The 18,030-nt window shown below is 69.8% G+C and carries 16 protein-coding genes and 2 tRNA genes; 9 read left to right on the forward strand and 9 right to left on the reverse strand.

Annotation, left to right across the window (positions count from 1 at the left end):
• Nucleotides 1-38: 38 nt before the first annotated feature.
• The 6 genes from ACIP8Z_RS21835 (at nt 39) to ACIP8Z_RS21860 (ending at nt 4,355) form a co-directional block, all read left to right on the forward strand.
• On the forward strand, nt 39-806 hold the full coding sequence (locus ACIP8Z_RS21835) for a DUF881 domain-containing protein (RefSeq protein ID WP_402085764.1): 768 nt from the start codon (nt 39-41) through the stop codon (nt 804-806).
• A gap of 54 nt (nt 807-860) precedes the next feature.
• Complete coding sequence (locus ACIP8Z_RS21840; protein ID WP_402085767.1) at nt 861-1,535, forward strand: class E sortase; 675 nt, start codon at nt 861-863, stop codon at nt 1,533-1,535.
• Between the two features lie 64 nt (nt 1,536-1,599).
• On the forward strand, nt 1,600-1,761 hold the full coding sequence (locus tag ACIP8Z_RS21845) for a hypothetical protein (RefSeq protein WP_015034837.1): 162 nt from the start codon (nt 1,600-1,602) through the stop codon (nt 1,759-1,761).
• Nucleotides 1,758-2,396, forward strand: coding sequence for an aminodeoxychorismate/anthranilate synthase component II (locus ACIP8Z_RS21850; RefSeq protein ID WP_086830118.1), 639 nt, complete (start codon nt 1,758-1,760; stop codon nt 2,394-2,396). The genes ACIP8Z_RS21845 and ACIP8Z_RS21850 overlap by 4 nt, the downstream gene beginning before the upstream one ends.
• Nucleotides 2,393-3,643, forward strand: a complete 1,251-nt coding sequence (locus ACIP8Z_RS21855; protein WP_402085770.1) for a class E sortase — start codon at nt 2,393-2,395, stop codon at nt 3,641-3,643. Before ACIP8Z_RS21850 ends, ACIP8Z_RS21855 begins: the two co-directional genes overlap by 4 nt.
• A 37-nt stretch (nt 3,644-3,680) precedes the next feature.
• Nucleotides 3,681-4,355 (forward strand): class E sortase, encoded by a 675-nt coding sequence (locus ACIP8Z_RS21860; RefSeq protein ID WP_402085772.1) that lies wholly within the window; start codon nt 3,681-3,683, stop codon nt 4,353-4,355.
• 163 nt (nt 4,356-4,518) lie between these two features.
• On the opposite strand, the gene pknB is transcribed toward ACIP8Z_RS21860, so the two are convergent.
• The 6 genes from pknB to ACIP8Z_RS21890 form a co-directional block, all read right to left on the reverse strand.
• A complete protein-coding gene (pknB, locus tag ACIP8Z_RS21865; RefSeq protein WP_402085774.1) occupies nt 4,519-6,543 on the reverse strand; it encodes a Stk1 family PASTA domain-containing Ser/Thr kinase in 2,025 nt (674 codons plus the stop codon).
• 155 nt (nt 6,544-6,698) lie between these two features.
• Entirely contained in the window at nt 6,699-8,165 is a 1,467-nt protein-coding gene (locus ACIP8Z_RS21870; RefSeq protein WP_402085776.1) for a peptidoglycan D,D-transpeptidase FtsI family protein, read from the reverse strand.
• On the reverse strand, nt 8,162-9,601 hold the full coding sequence (locus ACIP8Z_RS21875) for an FtsW/RodA/SpoVE family cell cycle protein (protein WP_402085779.1): 1,440 nt from the start codon (nt 9,599-9,601) through the stop codon (nt 8,162-8,164). The genes ACIP8Z_RS21870 and ACIP8Z_RS21875 overlap by 4 nt, the downstream gene beginning before the upstream one ends.
• Nucleotides 9,602-9,627: 26 nt before the next feature.
• Nucleotides 9,628-11,121, reverse strand: a complete 1,494-nt coding sequence (locus tag ACIP8Z_RS21880) for a Stp1/IreP family PP2C-type Ser/Thr phosphatase (protein WP_402085781.1) — start codon at nt 11,119-11,121, stop codon at nt 9,628-9,630.
• Between the two features lie 179 nt (nt 11,122-11,300).
• A complete protein-coding gene (locus ACIP8Z_RS21885) occupies nt 11,301-11,825 on the reverse strand; it encodes an FHA domain-containing protein (RefSeq protein ID WP_266967037.1) in 525 nt (174 codons plus the stop codon).
• 10 nt (nt 11,826-11,835) lie between these two features.
• Nucleotides 11,836-12,705, reverse strand: coding sequence for an FhaA domain-containing protein (locus tag ACIP8Z_RS21890; RefSeq protein WP_402085783.1), 870 nt, complete (start codon nt 12,703-12,705; stop codon nt 11,836-11,838).
• Nucleotides 12,706-13,291: 586 nt separating this feature from the next.
• Between ACIP8Z_RS21890 and ACIP8Z_RS21895 the strand changes: the two genes are divergently transcribed.
• A tRNA-Leu gene (locus ACIP8Z_RS21895) sits at nt 13,292-13,375 on the forward strand.
• A gap of 218 nt (nt 13,376-13,593) precedes the next feature.
• Here ACIP8Z_RS21895 and ACIP8Z_RS21900 read toward each other — a convergent pair.
• The 3 genes from ACIP8Z_RS21900 to ACIP8Z_RS21910 form a co-directional block, all read right to left on the reverse strand.
• A tRNA-Met gene (locus tag ACIP8Z_RS21900) sits at nt 13,594-13,667 on the reverse strand.
• Between the two features lie 87 nt (nt 13,668-13,754).
• Complete coding sequence (locus ACIP8Z_RS21905) at nt 13,755-14,405, reverse strand: MBL fold metallo-hydrolase (RefSeq protein WP_402085786.1); 651 nt, start codon at nt 14,403-14,405, stop codon at nt 13,755-13,757.
• Between the two features lie 19 nt (nt 14,406-14,424).
• Nucleotides 14,425-15,381: an aldo/keto reductase gene (locus ACIP8Z_RS21910; RefSeq protein WP_402085787.1), complete on the reverse strand. Its 957-nt coding sequence runs from the start codon at nt 15,379-15,381 to the stop codon at nt 14,425-14,427.
• 243 nt (nt 15,382-15,624) lie between these two features.
• On the opposite strand from ACIP8Z_RS21910, the gene ACIP8Z_RS21915 reads away from it, so the two are divergent.
• Together ACIP8Z_RS21915 and ACIP8Z_RS21920 are read left to right on the forward strand one after the other, a co-directional pair.
• Nucleotides 15,625-16,092 carry a MarR family winged helix-turn-helix transcriptional regulator gene (locus ACIP8Z_RS21915; RefSeq protein WP_402085790.1) on the forward strand — a complete coding sequence of 156 codons (468 nt, stop codon included), beginning with the start codon at nt 15,625-15,627 and terminating at the stop codon, nt 16,090-16,092.
• A gap of 142 nt (nt 16,093-16,234) precedes the next feature.
• Nucleotides 16,235-18,013 carry a sensor histidine kinase gene (locus ACIP8Z_RS21920; protein WP_402086519.1) on the forward strand — a complete coding sequence of 593 codons (1,779 nt, stop codon included), beginning with the start codon at nt 16,235-16,237 and terminating at the stop codon, nt 18,011-18,013.
• The last annotated feature ends 17 nt before the right edge of the window (nt 18,014-18,030 follow it).

An 18,030-nucleotide genomic window follows, 5' to 3' on the forward strand; every position in this document is an offset into this window, starting at 1 on the left:
CGTAGTGGTTCCGCGGCACCGAAGGGGATCAGGGTACGTTGAGCAATTCCGTCGGCACTCCCGAAGGGCCTGGCCGCACCGCGAGGTGGCGCCCCGTCCAGGTGCTCACCCTTGCCGTTTTCGCCCTCGCCGGACTGATCTTCGTCACGAGCTTCAACACCGCCAAGGGCACCAACATCCGCACCGACGCCTCGCTCCTGCGGCTCTCCGACCTGATCGAGGAGCGCAGCCACAAGAACGCCGGCCTCGACGAGTCCACCTCCGCCCTCCGCGCCCAGGTCGACTCCCTCGCCGCCCGTGACGACGGCTCCACGCGCGCGGAGGACGCGAGACTCGCCGCGCTGGAGGCCGCGGCGGGCACCACCGAGGTCTCCGGCTCCGGTCTCACCGTCACCCTCAACGACGCCCCGCCGAACGCCCAGGCAGCCCCCGGCTACCCCGAGCCGCAGGCCAACGACCTGGTCATCCACCAGCAGGACCTCCAGGCCGTCGTCAACGCCCTGTGGCAGGGCGGCGCCGAGGGCATCCGGGTCATGGACCAGCGGCTCATCTCCACCAGCGCCGTCCGCTGCGTCGGCAACACCCTGATCCTCCAGGGCCGCGTCTACTCGCCCCCGTACAAGATCACCGCCGTAGGTGACCGGGGAAAGCTGACCAAGGCGCTCGCGGGCTCCCCGGCGATCCAGAACTACCAGCTGTACGTGAAGGCGTACGGGCTCGGCTGGAAAGTCGACGAGCACAGGGCGGTGACTCTTCCCGGGTACTCGGGCACAGTGGACCTCCACCAAGCGAAGCCGGTGAGCTGACACCACGCGCACAGCCGGGGTGGCAGCGCCGGCAGCCGACCGCGGGAGGGGCGCTTGCGTCTCGTCGTGAGGACCTTCAGCGAGCTGTGCATCACCGTCGGCACCCTGATCGTCCTCTTCGTCGCGTACGTCCTGTACTGGACCGGGGTCCAGGCCGCGAGCGCGAGCGCCGGCCAGATCGACACCCTCCAGCGCGAGTGGACCGGCACCCCGGCCCGGGCCGCCGCTCCCGCCCCCACCCCCGGAGCCGTGCCGTACGCCCCCGGCAAGGGCATCGCCGTCATGTACGTCCCCCGGCTCGGCAAGGACTGGGAGTGGCCCGTCCTCCAGGGCACCGAGGCCGGCACCCTGAAGAAGGGGCTCGGCCACTACGCCGGCACCGCCCGCCTCGGCGCGACCGGAAACTTCGCCGTCGCCGGCCACCGCCGCACCTACGGCGACCCCTTCAAGGACTTCCCCCGGCTGCGGAAGGGCGACGCGATCGTCCTCACCGACGGGACGACCTGGTTCACGTACCGCGTCGACCGCGCCCCCTACCGGACCGTGCCCACCGACGTCGGCGTCATCGACCCCGTACCCGCGAAGTCCGGATTCGACGGCCCCGGCCGCTATCTCACCCTCACCACCTGCGAACCCGAGTGGGGCAGCAGCCACCGGCTCGTCGTCTGGGCGCACCTCGACGCCACCCGGCCGGTCGCCGACGGCCGTCCACAGGCTTTGGACAGCTGACCCCCCACGGCCCCCACGCCCCGTACTCTGGTCCCCGTAACGAACGGAAGGGGCGGTCGACGTCATGTACGGCTGGATCTGGCGGCATCTGCCGGGCAACGCGTGGGTGCGGGCGCTGATCTCGATCGTGCTGGTCCTCGCGGTCGTGTACGTCCTCTTCCAGTACGTGTTCCCCTGGGCGGAGCCGCTGCTTCCGTTCAACGATGTGACGGTGGACGGCCAGTGAGCGCGCGAATTCTCGTCGTCGACAACTACGACAGCTTCGTCTTCAACCTCGTTCAGTACCTCTACCAGCTCGGCGCGGAGTGCGAAGTCCTCCGCAACGACGAGGTCGAGCTGAGCCACGCCCAGGACGGCTTCGACGGCGTCCTGCTCTCGCCCGGCCCCGGCGCGCCCGAACAGGCCGGGGTCTGCATCGACATGGTCCGGCACTGCGCCGACACCGGCGTGCCCGTCTTCGGCGTCTGCCTCGGCATGCAGTCGATGGCCGTGGCGTACGGCGGCGTCGTCGACCGGGCACCCGAGCTGCTGCACGGCAAGACCTCCCTCGTCACCCACGAGGGACAGGGCGTCTTCGCCGGACTGCCCTCGCCGTTCACCGCGACCCGCTACCACTCCCTCGCCGCCGAGCCCGCCGCGCTGCCGGCCGAGCTCGAAGTGACCGCGCGGACCGAGGACGGCATCATCATGGGCCTGCGCCACCGCGAACTGCCCGTCGAGGGCGTCCAGTTCCACCCCGAGTCGGTCCTCACCGAGCACGGACACCTGATGCTCGCCAACTGGCTGGAGCAGTGCGGCGACAAGGGGGCGGTCGGACGGTCGGCGGGGCTCGCGCCGGTGGTGGGCAAGGCCGTCGCGTGACGACGGGCTCTCCGTGGTTCCGGGCGACGAACGAGCCGGAGCCCGAGCCGATACCCGCGGACCCCTCCTACGGGGCCTCCTCGCCGTACCAGGAACCGGCTCCGTCCCCGTACCCGTACACCGAGCAGGCCTACCCGGAGCCCCAACAGCCCTACCAGGACCCCGCGCAGGCGTACCAGGAACCCACACGGACGTACGGGGAGCCCACCCAGGCGTACCAGGAGCCCGAGCCCGTCTACGAGGCCCCGTACGAGCCCCCCTACGCGGCCACCTACGACGCACCCCGCGCGACTCCTCACGAGGACGCCCACACGCCCCCGTACGAGCCGTACGAGGCGCCCGAGACCTCTGAGTCCTCCCCGGACGACACGACCGTTCTGGAGGCCGTGGAACCCCTTCCCGGGCCCGGCCGGGCAGAACGCCGCCGCGCGGCCAAGGGCGGCAGCCGGGGCAGGAGCCGCCGAGGTGGTCCGCCCGCCACCACGGCCGGCGCCCCGACCGCCGCACCCGCGGCACCGCTCTCCCGCGTCGAGGCCCGGCGCGCCGCCCGCGCCGCCAAGGACAGCGTCGGCGTCATCGCCAGCCGCGCCGTCGGAGAACTCTTCATCACCTTCGGCGTCGTCATGCTGCTCTTCGTCACCTACCAGCTGTGGTGGACGAACATCCTCGCCGGCCAGGAGACCGACAAGGCCAAGGAACAGATCGAGGACACCTGGGCCAAGGACGACGCCGACAAGGACGACAGCGAGCCGGGGGCGTTCGAGCCCGGCGAGGGCTTCGCCATCATGTACATCCCCAAGCTGGACGTCGTCGTCCCCGTCGCCGAGGGCATCAACAAGGCGAAGGTCCTCGACAAGGGCATGGTCGGCCACTACGCCGAGGGCAAGCTCAAGACGGCCATGCCCTCCGACAAGCAGGGCAACTTCGCCGTCGCCGGCCACCGCAACACCCACGGCGAACCGTTCCGCTACATCAACCGGCTGAAGCCCGGCGACCCGATCGTCGTCGAGACCCGGAACGCGTACTACACCTACGAGATGGCGAGCATCCTCCCGCAGACCGCGCCCTCGAACGTCTCCGTGATCGAACCGGTGCCGAAGGGCTCCGGCTTCACCGGCCCCGGCCGGTTCATCACGCTGACCACCTGCACGCCCGAGTTCACCAGCACGTACCGCATGATCGTGTGGGGGAAGCTGGTCGAGGAACGCCCGCGCAGTGAGGGAAAGCCGAAAGCGCTCGTAGGCTGAGACCCCACACCTCCGGACGGGACGACGGGACGACCTAGTGGCACGCGTGCGTAATCGGATCGCCGGAGTCATCAGCCTCTTCGGCGAACTCCTCATCACGGCGGGCCTGGTGCTCGGCCTCTTCGTCGTCTACTCCCTGTGGTGGACCAACGTCCTCGCCGACCGCGCCGCCGACCAGGACGGCGCCCAGGTCCGCGACCGCTGGGCCGACGGACCCGGAGCGCTCGACACCAAGGACGGCATCGGCTTCCTCCACGTGCCGGCGATGGGCAACGGCGAGGTCCTGGTCAAGCAGGGCACCAAGAGCGCCATCCTCAACAACGGCGTCGCCGGCTACTACACCGACCCGATCAAGTCCGCGCTCCCGCAGGACAAGCAGGGCAACTTCACGCTCGCCGCGCACCGGGACGGACACGGCGCCAAGTTCCACAACATCCACAAGTTGAAGAACGGCGACCCGATCGTCTTCGAGTCCAAGGACACCTGGTACGTCTACAAGGTCTACAAGACCCTGCCGGAGACCACGAAGTACAACGTGGACGTCCTCCAGTCCGTCCCCAAGGAGTCGGGGAAGACGAAGCCCGGCCGGTTCATCACGCTGACCACCTGCACCCCCATGTACACCTCCGACTACCGGTACATCGTCTGGGGCGAGCTGGTGCGCACGGAGAAGGTCGACCGCGACCGGACGCCTCCGGCGGAGCTGCTCTGAAGCGCTGCGCTTCAGCGCCCCGCCTCCGGGAGAAGCCGAAGCGCCCTGCGCGGGGGGAACGGGAGAACCTGCGCGGGACAACCTGCGCGGGAGAACGGGAAAAGGGGAGAGCCCCGGCATCCAGTGGATGCCGGGGCTCTCCCCTTCGAACGGTCGTGGCGGGTCAGTCGAAGAAGCCGCCGCCGCCACCGTTGTTGTCTCCACCGCCGCCGGGGTTGCCGCCCTGGCCGCCGCCGAGCGTGATGACGGTGATCGGCTGCGTGGTGGGAACCATCGAACCCTCCGGGGGGTTCGTGCTGAGGACCATGGCGTCCTCCTTGTCCGAGCCCTGCTGCACGACGGTCAGGCCCATGCCCTGCAGCACGTCCCTGACCTCCTTGAACTGCTTGCCGGTCAGACCGGTCGGGATCTGGACCTGGGTCTGCTGCGGGCCCTTGGAGACCTTCAGCGTGATCTGGGTCTCCTTGGACTGGTCCGAGGGGCCCTGCGGAGTCTGGTCGATGACCGTGCCCGCGGGCTGGTCCGAGTCGACCTCTTCCTTGGTGATGTTGGTGAAGCCGACCCCGTTCAGCTGCTGAACGGCCTGGTCGTAGCTCCGCGTCTTCACATCGGGAAGCTGCAGCAGCTTCTGCTTCGCGACCGTGATCGTCACCTCGGAGTTCTGCTCCGCCCGGGTGCCGCCGTCCGGATTCTGCTGCAGGACCGTGCCGGGGTCCTCATCGGACTCCTGCTGCTCGACCTTGACCTTGAAGCCCTTGTCCTTCAGGGACTGCTCGGCGCGCTCCTGGGACTGCTCCTGGACGTCCGGAACCTCCACGAGCGGCGAGCCCTCGGAGACGACCACCTGGATCGTGCCGCCGGTGTCCATCTTCGAGGTGCCGTCCGCGACCGGGGTCTGGCGGCAGATCGCGCCCTTGGGCTGCTCGCAGCGCTCGGTGCCGGTCTCCTGCACCTTCACTTCCGCGTTGGTCGCCCGTTCCTTCGCCACATCGAGCTTCTGGCCGACCAGCTGCGGAATGGCGACCTGCCGGGTGCCGTCCTTCTTCTCGAACAGCGAGACACCGATGAAGATCGCGCCGACGAGCACCAGGACGCCCGCGAGGGCCAGCAGGATCGTCGACGTGTTCGACTTCTTCTGGCCACCGCGACGCCGGTCCGGGCGGTCGTCGTAGCCGTAGCCACTGTCGTCCTGGTTGATCGGGGGCAGCATCGAGGTCTGGCCCGCCGGGTCGGCCTGGCGCAGCGCCGTCGTCGGCTGGTCCTCCGGGTAGCCGCCGTAGCCCCCGCCGTACGCGGGGGCACCCGCCATGCCCATCCCCATGCCCATCGCGGCGGCGGCCGCGACCGGCTGACCGTCGAGGCAGGCCTCGATGTCCGCGCGCATCTCGTCGGCGGACTGGTACCGGTAGTCGGGGTCCTTGACCAGCGCCTTCAGGACGATGGCGTCCATCTCGGGCGTGATCTCGTGGTCGAAGTTGCTCGGCGGCTGCGGCTCCTCGCGCACGTGCTGGTACGCGACCGCGACCGGGGAGTCACCGATGAACGGGGGACGGACGGTGAGGAGCTCGTACAGCAGGCAGCCCGTGGAGTACAGGTCGGAGCGGGCGTCGACCTGCTCGCCCTTGGCCTGCTCGGGGGAGAGGTACTGGGCCGTGCCGATCACCGCGGCGGTCTGCGTCATGGTCATGCCGGCGTCGCCCATGGCGCGCGCGATGCCGAAGTCCATGACCTTGACCTGGCCGGTGCGCGTCAGCATGACGTTCGCCGGCTTGATGTCACGGTGCACGATGCCGGCACGGTGCGAGTACTCCAGCGCCTGGAGGATGCCGACCGTCATCTCGAGCGTGCGCTCGGGCAGCAGCTTGCGCCCGGAGTGCAGCAGCTCACGCAGGGTAGACCCGTCGACGTACTCCATCACGATGTACGGGATGGAGACGTTGTCGACGTAGTCCTCGCCGGTGTCGTAGACCGCGACGATCGCCGGATGGTTCAGCGAGGCGGCGGACTGTGCCTCACGGCGGAACCGGGCCTGGAAGGACGGATCGCGGGCCAGGTCGGCCCGCAGCGTCTTCACGGCGACGGTGCGGCCGAGCCGGGTGTCCTGGGCGAGGTACACCTCGGCCATGCCACCACGGCCGAGCACCGAGCCCAGCTCGTACCGGCCGCCGAGGCGACGCGGCTCTTCCATAGCTAATCCAGCCCTCTCCGTCTGTCCCGACCGCACCCATGGGTGGTCCGGCGGTGTGTGCTGTTCGCGCATACGGTACCGGCCCCGGGAAGACGATCCGCCCGGGGCCGGTACCTGATACCTGACCGGTACCTGGCACGTACGGGCCCGAGACGTCAGCCCCGGGTCTTCAGGACCGCCTTCATCACGGCCTTCGCGATCGGGGCGGCGAGACCACCACCGCTGATGTCCTGGCGGTCGGTGCCGGCCGAGTCCTCGACGATCACGGCGACCGCGACCGGGGAGCCCTCGGCGGTCTTCGCGTACGAGATGAACCAGGCGTACGGGCGCTTGGCGTTCTTCTCGCCGTGCTGGGCCGTACCCGTCTTGCCGCCGACCTTGACGCCGTCCATGTTCAGGTCGGCGTTGCCGCCGGTGCCGTTGGTGACGACGCTCTCCATCATCTGCTGGAGCAGCTGCGCGTTCTCCTGCGAGACCGGGCGGCTCATCTCCTCCGGCTCGGTCTTCTTGAGCAGGTCGACGTTGGGGGCGCGCAGCTCGTCGATCATGTACGGCTTCATCAGCTTGCCGTCGTTGGCGATCGCCGCCGTGACCATCGCCATCTGGAGCGGGGTGGTCGCGGTGTTGTACTGGCCGATGGAGGAGAGCGCGTTGCCACCGCGGTCGGCCGTCTTGTCGTAGACCGAGGCGGAGGAACGGACCGGGGTGAACTGCTCGGCGTTGAAACCGAACTTCTCGGCCATCTCCACCATCTTGTCGCGGCCGACGTCGTCGCCGAGCTTCGCGAAGACCGAGTTGCAGGAGATGTCGAGGGCCCGCTTCAGGCTGGCGTTGGCACAGCCCTTGGCGTGGTTGATCATCTCCTTCGTGGAGAGGGGGATCTTCCAGCCCTCGGGGGTGTCGGTCGCCGCGTTGATGTCCTTGACCTTGCCGTTCTCCAGCGCGGCGGCGGCGGTGACGACCTTGAAGACGGAACCGGGCGGGTAGATCTCACGGATCGCCCGGTTCTGCTTCGGCTTGTTCTTGTCCTTCTCCAGAGCCAGCCAGGCCTTCTCGTCCTTGGCGGAGTAGCCGGCGAAGGAGGAGGGGTCGTACGACGGTGTGGACGCCATCGCCAGGATCTTGCCGGTCGACGGCTCGATGGCCACGACGGCACCGGTCTTGTTGCCGAGGCCCTCGAAGGCGGCCTTCTGCGCGGCCCCGTTGAGGGTGGTGACGACGTCGCCGCCCTTCTTCTTGTCGCCGGTGAACATGGCGAGCGTGCGGTCGAAGAAGAGCCGGTCGTCGTTGCCGGTGAGGATGCCGTCCTCGATCTTCTCGATCTGGTTGGCGTCGTAGGCCTGCGAGGCGTAACCGGTGACCGGGGCCCACATGGGGCCGTCGGTGTAGGTGCGCTTGAACTTGAAGTACTCGTCCCCGGAGTCGACCGAGCCGGTGATCGGCTTGCCGTCGACGATGATGTTGCCGCGCTCGTTGGCGTAGCGCTCGATCCGGACGCGCGTGTTCTTCGGGTGGGCGTTCAGCTCGTCGGCACGGACGAACTGGAGCCAGTTGTCGCGCACGAGCAGGGCGAGGATGAGCAGGCCGCAGAAGATCGCGACCCGGCGCAGCGGCTTGTTCACGGACGGACCACCTGGGTCATCTCGGCGTCGGGGGACGGGGCGGGCGCGGGCGCGGGGCGGCGCGCGGTGTCGCTGATCCGGATCAGGATGCCGATCAGAGCCCAGTTGGCGATCACCGAGGATCCGCCGTACGCGAGGAACGGCATCGTCATACCCGTGAGCGGGATGAGCCCCATCACACCGCCGGCGACGACGAAGATCTGGAGCGCGAACGCGCCGGAGAGACCCATCGCGAGCAACTTGCCGAAGGGGTCGCGGGCGGCGAGGGAGGTGCGGATGCCGCGCTCGACGATCAGTCCGTAGAGGAGCAGGAAGACCATGACGCCGGCCAGCCCGAGCTCCTCGCCGACGGTGGCGAAGATGAAGTCGGAGTTGGCGGCGAACTGGATCAGGTCGGAGTTGCCCTGGCCGAGACCCGTGCCGAGGATGCCGCCGGAGCCGAAGGACATCAGCACCTGCGTCATCTGGTCGCAGGCGTTCAGCATGTTCTGGTCGGTGGCCGTCTCCAGACAGCCGAAGGGGTCGAGCCAGGCCGCCACACGGGACTTCACGTGGCTGGCCGTCGAGCCGACGACCGCCGCACCGGCGACCGCCATCAGCAGACCCATGACGATCCAGCTGGTCCGCTCCGTCGCCACGTACAGCATGATCACGAACATGCCGAAGAACAGCAGCGACGTACCGAGGTCGTTCTCGAAGACCAGGATGAGAAGGCTGACCGCCCAGATCGTGAGGATCGGGCCGAGGTCACGGCCACGCGGCAGGTAGAGCCCCATGAAGCGGCGGCTGGCCAGGGCCAACGCGTCCCGCTTCACCATCAGGTAGCCGGAGAAGAACACCGCCAGCACCAGCTTGGCGAACTCACCGGGCTGGATCGAGAAGCCGCCGATCCGGATCCAGATCTTGGCGCCGAAGACATCCGCCCCCAGGCCCGGGACCAGCGGGAGCAGCAGCAGGATGAGCGAGACCACCATGGAGATGTACGTGTAGCGCTGCAGGACGCGGTGGTCCTTCAGGAGCAGCAGCACGCCCACGAACATGGCGATGCCGACCGCCGAGTACATCATCTGGCTGGGCGCGTCGGGGCTGAAGGTGCCGAAGCGGCGCATCGACGTGGCGATCAGCCGGGGCGACTGGTCGAGGCGCCAGATCAGCACCAGGCCCATGCCGTTGAGCAGGGTCGCCAGGGGCAGCAGCAGCGGGTCCGCGTACGGGGCCCACTTGCGCACCACGAGGTGGGCGACGGCGGCGAGCAGCCCCAGGCCGAGTCCGTACCCGAGCATGCCGGCCGGGACCTTGCCGTCCATGGCCAGGCCCACGTTGAGGTAGGCGAACACCGGGATGATGACGGCGAACGCCAGCAGCGCCAGCTCGGTGTTGCGGCGGCTCGGCGCCTCGATCGCGCCGATGGTGGTCGTGTTGGTGACAACGCTCATGGTGGTGAAAGGCCCCCTACGGGTGCTTACTGCTTGCCGCAGTTCGAGGCCAGCTTCTGCTCCTCCGCGGTGAGGGTGGGACCCGGGGTCGGAGCGGCTGTGGTGGGCTTGGAGTCAGGGGTGGCGGCGCCGTCCGGCGTCTCGGCCGGCGGCTTGCTCGCCTGGTCGGCCGCCTTCTCGGCGGCCGCGCGGCGCTCCGCGGTCTTCTTGCAGGCCGAGGCCTGCACGGCCAGCTCGGCGATCTTCGTCTCGGCCTTGGCGAGGCTGCCGCCCGTGATCGTGTCCTCGACCTGCTTCTGCTGGTACGCGGGGAGGTACTTGAGTTCGATCTCGGGGTGGTCCTTCTCGACCTTCGACAGCGAGACCCAGGCCAGGTCCTGGCTGATGCCCTGGTACAGCGCCACGTGCTGGTCCTTGGACCCGACGAAGTACTGGGTCTGCGTCCAGCGCCAGCCGCCGTACAGCCCGCCGCCGATGATCGCGAGGACGAGGATCAGGAAGAAGGAGCGCTTCAGCCACTTGCGGCCCTTGCGCGGCTTCACGAAATCGTCGTCGGTGTACGACTCGAAGGAGCCCTGAGGGGGCATTCCGCCGTAGCCGTGGCCGTCGCCGCTTCCGGGCGGGCCGAACCCGCCGGCGGGCGGCTGGGGGTGCGGGGCCGGGCGACCGAGTCCGGAGGCGCGGCCCGCGGGGGTCTGCATCGCCCCGCCGTCGTTCAGCTGGGCGGCCTGGTTCTCGGCGACCGCGCCCACGATGACCGGGGTGTCGCTGAGGTGACCGGCGAGGGTGTCGCCGCCGTCGACGTCCAGGACGTCGGCGACGATCACCGTGATGTTGTCGGGGCCGCCGCCGCGCAGGGCGAGCTGGATCAGCTCCTGCACGGTCTCCTGCGGGCCCTGGTAGCTGGCGAGGGTGTCTTCGAGCGTCTGGTGCGAGACCACGCCGGACAGGCCGTCGGAGCAGATCAGGTAGCGGTCGCCGGCCCGGACCTCACGGATGGAGAGGTCGGGTTCGACGTGGTCGCCACTGCCGAGCGCGCGCATGAGGAGCGAGCGCTGCGGGTGGGTGGTGGCCTCTTCCTCGGTGATCCGGCCCTCGTCGACGAGCCGCTGGACCCAGGTGTGGTCCTGGGTGATCTGGGTCAGCACACCGTCGCGGAGCAGATAGGCGCGCGAGTCGCCGACGTGCACCAGACCGAGCCGCTGGCCGGTCCACAGCAGGGCGGTGAGCGTGGTGCCCATGCCCTCGAGCTGCGGGTCCTCCTCGACCATCATCCGGAGCTGGTCGTTGGCGCGCTGCACCGCCGTACCGAGCGAGGTGAGGATGTCGGAGCCGGGGACGTCGTCGTCGAGCGTGACGAGGGTGGAGATCACCTCGGAGGAGGCGACCTCACCGGCGGCCTGGCCGCCCATGCCGTCGGCGATGGCGAGCAGCCGGGGGCCGGCGTAGCCGGAGTCCTCGTTGCCCTCGCGGATCATGCCCTTGTGCGAGCCCGCGGCGAATCGCAGGGACAGAGTCATGCGCACCTGCCCTGTCGACGCTGCATCGGGGTACAGCCGGTCTCGACCCACACTGCCCACCCTCCGGTCGCTCCGGTCACGCCGGTCGCTTCAGTCGCTCCGGTCGGGAGCCCGGCACGGTCTGTGGCGGGGACCGTCCCGACTCGCTCGCTCCGCTCGCGCCTATTCATGATGTAGCACTACTTCCGCAGCTCGATGACGGTCTTGCCGATGCGGATCGGCGCGCCCAGCGGAATGGGTGTGGCGGTGGTGAGGCGGGTCCGGTCGAGGTACGTGCCGTTCGTGGACCCGAGATCCTCGACGATCCACTGGCCGTCCCGGTCCGGGTAGATCCTGGCGTGCCGGCTGGACGCGTAGTCGTCGTCCAGCACGATCGTCGAATCATGGGCCCGGCCCAGCGTGATCGTCTGCCCCTGGAGGGCGACGGTCGTGCCGGTGAGGGTGCCCTCGGACACGACCAGCTTGGTCGGGGCGCCGCGGCGCTGCCGCCCACCGCCCGCGGTCTGCTGGCCGCGTTGCTGCGGAGGCGCGGCGGCCTGCCGCGCCTGCTGCTGCTGCGGTCGCGCCTCCTGGCGCCGTGAACCGCGCTGGGTGACCCGCGTACCGAAGAGGTCGCTGCGGATGACCTGGACGGCCACGATGACGAACAGCCACAGAACGGCCAGGAAACCCAACCGCATGACCGTCAGGGTCAGCTCTGACATTGCCCCCGCTTCACCCTTCGGCTTGCCGGTAAACGATGGTGGTGCTGCCCACGACGATCCGCGAGCCGTCGCGGAGCGTAGCGCGGGTGGTGTGCTGCCCGTCCACCACGATGCCGTTGGTGGAACCCAGATCCTGGATCGTCGAGGGCGTTCCGGTCCGGATCTCGCAGTGCCGGCGGGAGACGCCGGGATCGTCGATCCTCACGTCCGCGTCGGTGCTGCGGCCGAGGACCAGGGTCGGGCGGGAGATCTGATGGCGGGTGCCGTTGATCTCGATCCAGCGGCGCACCTGGGTGCCCGCTCCCCCGTGCGTACCGGGGCCGGGGGCCGCGGGACGGCCCGCCGCGGCGGCCGCCGGCCGGTGGCCGGGAGCGCCGGGAGGCGGGGAGGCGGGCATGGGCGGGGCGCCGGCCGGGGGGTACCCGTATCCGCCGCGGCCCTGTCCCTGGCCCTGCTGCTGGTGAGGCTGCTGCTGGCCGCCCGCGGGCGGCTGCGGCTGTGACGTACTCGACGCCAGGGTGCGGCTGCGGACGCGGTACAGACCGGTGTCGAGGTCCTCGGCCTTCTCCAGGTGGACCTTGATCGGTCCCATGAAGGTGTACCGCTGCTGCTTCGCGTAGTCCCTGACCAGGCCGGCGAGCTCGTCGCCGAGCTGACCCGAGTAGGGGCTGAGGCGCTCGTAGTCCGGCGCGCTCAGCTCCACGATGAAGTCGTTGGGGACGACGGTCCGCTCGCGGTTCCAGATCTGCGCGTTGTTGTCGCACTCGCGCTGGAGCGCGCCGGCGATCTCGACAGGCTGGACCTCGGACTTGAACACCTTGGCGAAGGTGCCGTTGACCAGACCTTCGAGACGCTGCTCGAAACGCTTCAGGACTCCCATGGGGCACCTCCTCCGTCGTTGTCGTCCTGGTACTGCTTACTGATCGTATCCACGCGTCGGGAAATCGGCTGGTTCCCCTTCTCTGCCCTGTGGACGAGTGTCACCTCTCACAAGCTTTCCCCACGGATCGTAGAGGCGGCCTGTGGACAGTGTCCCGCACCCGGCTGTGGGAGCGGGGGCTCGGTAGAGGTCTGGGGGTGGTTCGGGGGCGGTCGGGAGCGGTCCGAGACCGGTTCGGCGTCGATCCGGGGCCGGATCGGGGGCGGTTCGAGGGCGGTCCGGGACGGTGCCGGGTGATGCATCCCTCTTTTTGCTTCTCCTCCCTCTTCTCCCCCTTCCTCCTCTTCATCCCTCACCTTCCCTCTGCCTTCCCTCTGCCTTCCTTCCCGTCTCTCCTTCTCCTGGCGTCCTTCCCTCCCTCTCCCTCCCTCTCCTTCCCTCCTCCGCGCATCTGTCCCTCCCTCACCTTGGTCTGCGTGAGCGGGGGCCAAACAACGGATGTGAATCCACGGTCTGCGACGTGCTAATCTTCTGATGTCGCCAGGCGCTCGCACCGCAAAGTGAGAGAGTCCGGAGCACACCCAATGCGCGGGTGGCGGAATAGGCAGACGCGCTGGATTCAGGTTCCAGTGCCCGAAAGGGCGTGGGGGTTCAACTCCCCCCTCGCGCACAAGTAAGAAACGGTCGGCATCGTGATCACGATGCCGACCGTTTCGTTTGTCCCCTGAAGTGACGAGGCTCGATGTGACGAGCCTTGATGGGGCGAGTTGATGCGACGAGGTGGCGCGACCTCGGGTGGGGTGTGAGGTAGCTCGCACACCTGGAACTCGGGCTGTCGTCGGAGGAACGCGAAAGGGGCCCGGCTGGTGCCGGGCCCCTTCCTTCTCGTAGCGGGGACAGGATTTGAACCTGCGACCTCTGGGTTATGAGCCCAGCGAGCTACCGAGCTGCTCCACCCCGCGTCGGTGATGCCACTCTACACAAGTCCGAGCCCGCCCCCTCCCGCCCGCCATGACCAACGTCACAACGGCCCCCGGGGGTGGTCCGCGTCATCGGATTCCCGTCCGGCCGAGCGAGGACCCGGGACCGTGCCCGGTGAGCAGCCGGGTGTTCTCCGGGCAGAGACCGGTGACCGTGCGGAGGGAGTCCTCCATGCTCGTCGGGCTCGCGGTCGGCGCGTCCGCGCGCCCCCGGCCGCTCGCGAGCAGGGTGTCGCCGGTGGCGAGCAGGGGCGGCTCGTCGCCGCCGTCGAAGCGGAACATCACCGAGCCGCTGGTGTGGCCCGGCGTGTGCAGCACCGTGACGGTGCCGGCGGCGAAGGCCAGCTCACCGCCCCGCTCCGGGAGTTCGCGCACCTCGTCGGGCTCCCGGTCCGGATGGCCGACGAGCAGGTCGCGGGGGAACGAGTCGGGCAGCCCCTCGGCGGGAGCGCCGAGTTGGTAGCGGTCGGCCGGATGGATCCAGGCCGGGACGCCGTAGTGCCGGACGAGCGGAACGGCGTCCCAGGTGTGGTCCATGTGGCCGTGGGTGATGAGGATGGCCTCGGGTTCGAGGCGGTGGGCGCGGACGGCCCGTAGGACCGCCTCGCGGGATTCATGTCCGGGATCGACGACGAGGCAGGGATGCCCCGGTCCGGCGGCGACGATGTGGACGTTCGTTCCGAACATGCCGGTGGTGGTGGACAGGACGAGCGTGCGCATGGCGTGGGATCCCGTACGTTCAGCGCGCGCCGACCGGATCCGGCAGGGCGGCGAGTTCGGCAAGGGCCCCCGGCGGGAGCGTCAGGGAGCCGGCCTTCACGTTGTCCTCCAGGTAGCGACGGGTCTTGGTGCCCGGGATGACACCCACGTGCCCGCCCTGGGCCAGCACCCATGCGATCGCGACCTGGGCGACGGTCGCGCCGAGGCCGTCGGCCAGGGCCCGTACCCGGTCGACGATTCTCTGGTTGGCGGTGATGGCCTCGGGCTGGAACCGCGGGATCCGGTGCCGCGCGTCCGCCGCCGGCAGGTCCTGCGGGCTGCCGATCAGGCCGGACAGGAACCCCCGGCCGAGCGGGGCGAACGCGATGAACGCGATGCCCTCGCGGCCGCAGTACTCCACCACCCCGTCCTTCAGGGCGTCCCGGCTCCCCAGCGAGAGCTCGCTCTGCACGGACGCCACCGGGTGGATCGCGTGGGCACGGCCGATCTCCGCGACCGAGGCCTCGGAGAGCCCGATCGCGCCGAGCTTGCCCTCCCTCACCAGCTCCGCGAGCGCGCCCCAGCTCTCCTCCACCGGCACCTCGGGGTCGATGCGGTGCAGCTGGTAGAGGTCGATGTGGTCCACGTCGAGCCGCCGCAGGCTCGCGTCGACGGCGGCGCGCAGATGCGAGGGCCGGCCGTCGCGGTGGCTCTTGTAGGTGGCCGGGTCGTCGACGACGAGCCCGCCCTTGGTGGCCAGCAGGACCTTCTCGCGATGGCCCTTGAGCGCCTTGCCGACCAGCAGTTCGTTGGTGAACGGGCCGTACTGGTCCGCTGTGTCGATCAGGTCGACGCCGAGGTCGATGGCGTGCCGTACGACCGCGATGGACTCGCTCTCGTCCCGGCCCAGCTCGTCGTACCCCCACGACATGCCCATGCAGCCGATGCCGACGGACGCGAAGGTCCGCCGCGAGCCGCCCAGTTGGATTCTGCGCATGGTCGTGCGCACCGCCTCTCCCGTTGTGCCCCCGTGGAGCCCTGTCCGCTCGTCTCGCGTGACAGACGCCCCGTCATGTGCAGGCAGAACTCTGTCATACGACATGGATCAAGACCAGAGTCAGGCATCTTGTGTATGACAGAGGGCTGCGATACTCGGTCCGCTGGTGGAGCGGCGGGCGAGGGGCGTGTGGCGGTGACGCGTTCCCCTGGTTCGTCCTCTGTCATATGGGAGACTCTTGACATGGCGAAGACGACGACGGAGACGGTCGCCGCAGGTCGGCTCGGGCACACGATCAAGAGGGCCGAGCAGGCTCTGATCGGGCGCAAGACGGAGGCGCTGCGGGAGTTCGGTCTGACGGTGCCGCAGTACGCGGTCCTGATGCTGTTGTCGGTCTCGGACGGCATGTCCGCGGCGCAGCTGGCACGGGAGTGCATGGTCACGCCGCAGACGATGGCCACGGTTCTGACCAACCTGGAGAAGGCCGACCTGGTGGTCCGGGAGCCCTCGGAGCTGCACCAGAAGGTCGTGGTCAACAGGGCGACCCGGGCCGGCCGGGCCATCGTGAAGAAGGCCGACAAGGCGGCGCTTCGCGTCGAGGGGGCGCTGGGCGCCGAGTTCACGCCCGAGGAACGGGCGCGGTTCGAGGAGTACCTGGAGCGGGCGGTCGCCGTTCTGGGATCGCTCGACCAGATAGCTCCCGCATCCTGAGGGCTGCGGTGTGCGGCCCGCGGCGTGCGGCCGGCGCCCTGAGGGTGGGCGTCCCACGGGTGCGACTTTTGTCGACGGGGGCCGCGACGAAAGTGGGACGACCCGGAACCGGGCTGCCGCCTACGGTGCGAGCGTGGACGTTATGTCGAAGTCGGGGACCCGGAGTTCGTACGGGATCGGGGCCGCGCTCGCCACAGGGTGGGCGTGGTTCGCGGTGCCGGGGCAGTGGTCGGGGCGCAGGATCACCGGTGAGGTGGCACTCGCCGCGGTCGTCGCGCTGCTCGGCGCCGGCACCGAGGACCTCCTGGGCGGCGAGGGATGGGTCCTGGGCGTCGTCGCCGCCGGGTCCGCCCTGCTGTCCCTCGTGCGGCGCAGACTTCCCGCGAGCGTGCTCGTCCTGACCGCGGGACTCACGCCCTTCGTGCCCGGCTTCGGTCCCCTGCTGCTGGTCGTCGGCTGGTCCTCCGGCCGGTACATCGCGGGGGCCGGCCGCGCGCTCGCCGCGTTCATCGCCGCCTTCGTCCTGAACGTCGGAGGGAGTCTCGTGGGGCCCTGGGAGGGGGGCCGGCTGCTCACCATCGCCCTCACGGCGACCCTCTACTACCTGGGCACCACCCTGGCCCCCGGGCTCGCCCACCGCTACTGGACCCAACGGCGGACCCTGCTGCACGCGCTCCAGGAGCGCAACGCCCAGCTGCTGCGGGAACGGACCATGGTCGTCGGGCAGGCACGGCTGCGGGAGCGGCAGCGGATCGCCCAGGACATGCACGACAGCCTCGGGCACCAACTGGCCCTGATAGCCGTCCACACCGGAGCCCTGGAGGTGGACCGGGAGCTGAGCGAGCGCCAGCGCGAGGTCGTCGGCGTCCTGCGGAACGCGTCGGTGACCGCGATGCACGAACTGCGGGAGGTCGTCGGGATCCTGCGCGACGGGATCGAGGCCGCCGACGGCTCGGCGGCGGCGCCCGGGCGGTCCGGGGACGAGACCGGCCGCGCGGCGCGGGGGATCGCGGGCATCGAAGGCCTCGTGGAAGCGGCGCGCACGGCCGGCACCTCGGTCGGCCTGAGACGGTCGGGAGAGGAGCGGACACTGGCCCCGGCCGCCGACCACGCCGCGTACCGGATCGTGCAGGAGGCCCTCACCAACGCCTACAAGTACGCGCCGGGGGCGGCTATCGGCGTCGACCTGCGGTACGAGCCGGACACCTTCGTCGTCGAGGTCCTCAACGAGAAGCCCACGGACGAGCCCGCGAAGGACGTGGTGAGCGGCGGGCAGGGGCTGACCGGTCTCGCCGAGCGGGCCCGGCTGGTGGGCGGCATGTGTCACGCGGGTCCGGCCGACGGCGGCGGGTTCCGGGTGGCCGGGATGCTGCCCTACGGGGCGGCGCCCCTCGCGGAAGCAGCGCCTTTGGTCGATGAGGCCGACGACTTCCGGCAGCAGACCACGAAGCCGCTGGTGGGTGATGGTCGTCCGGTCGTGGTCGGACCGGCCGACTGGACATTCACGGAGCGGGAGCTGGCCATGGCGGTGCGCGGGGGAAGAGGCAGAAGCACGGGCGGTTCGATCGCGCTGGGCTGCGGCATCGCGTTCGCGGCGCTCGTCCTGCTGTTGGTCGCGGCGGGCTTCGGTCTCTACTTCCTGATGGGATCGGTGAAGGAGGGCATGATCGAGCCCGCGCAGTACGACGCGGTGAAGGTCGGGGCTCCGGAGAAGGAGGTACGGGGCCAGCTCCCGTCCGGCGACACGATCGCCACGGCAGGCCTCAGCGGCAAGGGACCGGCGCAGCCGGAGGGAGCCGACTGCCTGGTGCTGATGTCCTCGGAGTTCAGCGACACCTTCGACAAGGAGCCTGTTTTCCGGTTCTGCTTCAAGGACGGCAAGCTGATCGAGAAGAAGTCGTACGAGGTCGAGGCGCGCTAGCGCCGACCCGCCCGTAC

Source organism: Streptomyces sp. NPDC088553 (assembly GCF_044752965.1).
In the GTDB taxonomy this organism is placed as follows: Bacteria; Actinomycetota; Actinomycetes; order Streptomycetales; family Streptomycetaceae; genus Streptomyces.

Coding starts and splice junctions, on each gene's coding strand:
- ACIP8Z_RS21910 (WP_402085787.1), bottom strand. CDS start 15,381: ATGCGCAGAATCCAACTGGGCGGCTCGCGGCGGACCTTCGCGTCCGTC.
- ACIP8Z_RS21845 (WP_015034837.1), top strand. CDS start 1,600: ATGTACGGCTGGATCTGGCGGCATCTGCCGGGCAACGCGTGGGTGCGG.
- ACIP8Z_RS21885 (WP_266967037.1), bottom strand. CDS start 11,825: ATGTCAGAGCTGACCCTGACGGTCATGCGGTTGGGTTTCCTGGCCGTT.
- ACIP8Z_RS21915 (WP_402085790.1), top strand. CDS start 15,625: ATGGCGAAGACGACGACGGAGACGGTCGCCGCAGGTCGGCTCGGGCAC.
- ACIP8Z_RS21920 (WP_402086519.1), top strand. CDS start 16,235: ATGTCGAAGTCGGGGACCCGGAGTTCGTACGGGATCGGGGCCGCGCTC.
- ACIP8Z_RS21875 (WP_402085779.1), bottom strand. CDS start 9,601: ATGAGCGTTGTCACCAACACGACCACCATCGGCGCGATCGAGGCGCCG.
- ACIP8Z_RS21890 (WP_402085783.1), bottom strand. CDS start 12,705: ATGGGAGTCCTGAAGCGTTTCGAGCAGCGTCTCGAAGGTCTGGTCAAC.
- ACIP8Z_RS21905 (WP_402085786.1), bottom strand. CDS start 14,405: ATGCGCACGCTCGTCCTGTCCACCACCACCGGCATGTTCGGAACGAAC.
- ACIP8Z_RS21880 (WP_402085781.1), bottom strand. CDS start 11,121: ATGACTCTGTCCCTGCGATTCGCCGCGGGCTCGCACAAGGGCATGATC.
- pknB (WP_402085774.1), bottom strand. CDS start 6,543: ATGGAAGAGCCGCGTCGCCTCGGCGGCCGGTACGAGCTGGGCTCGGTG.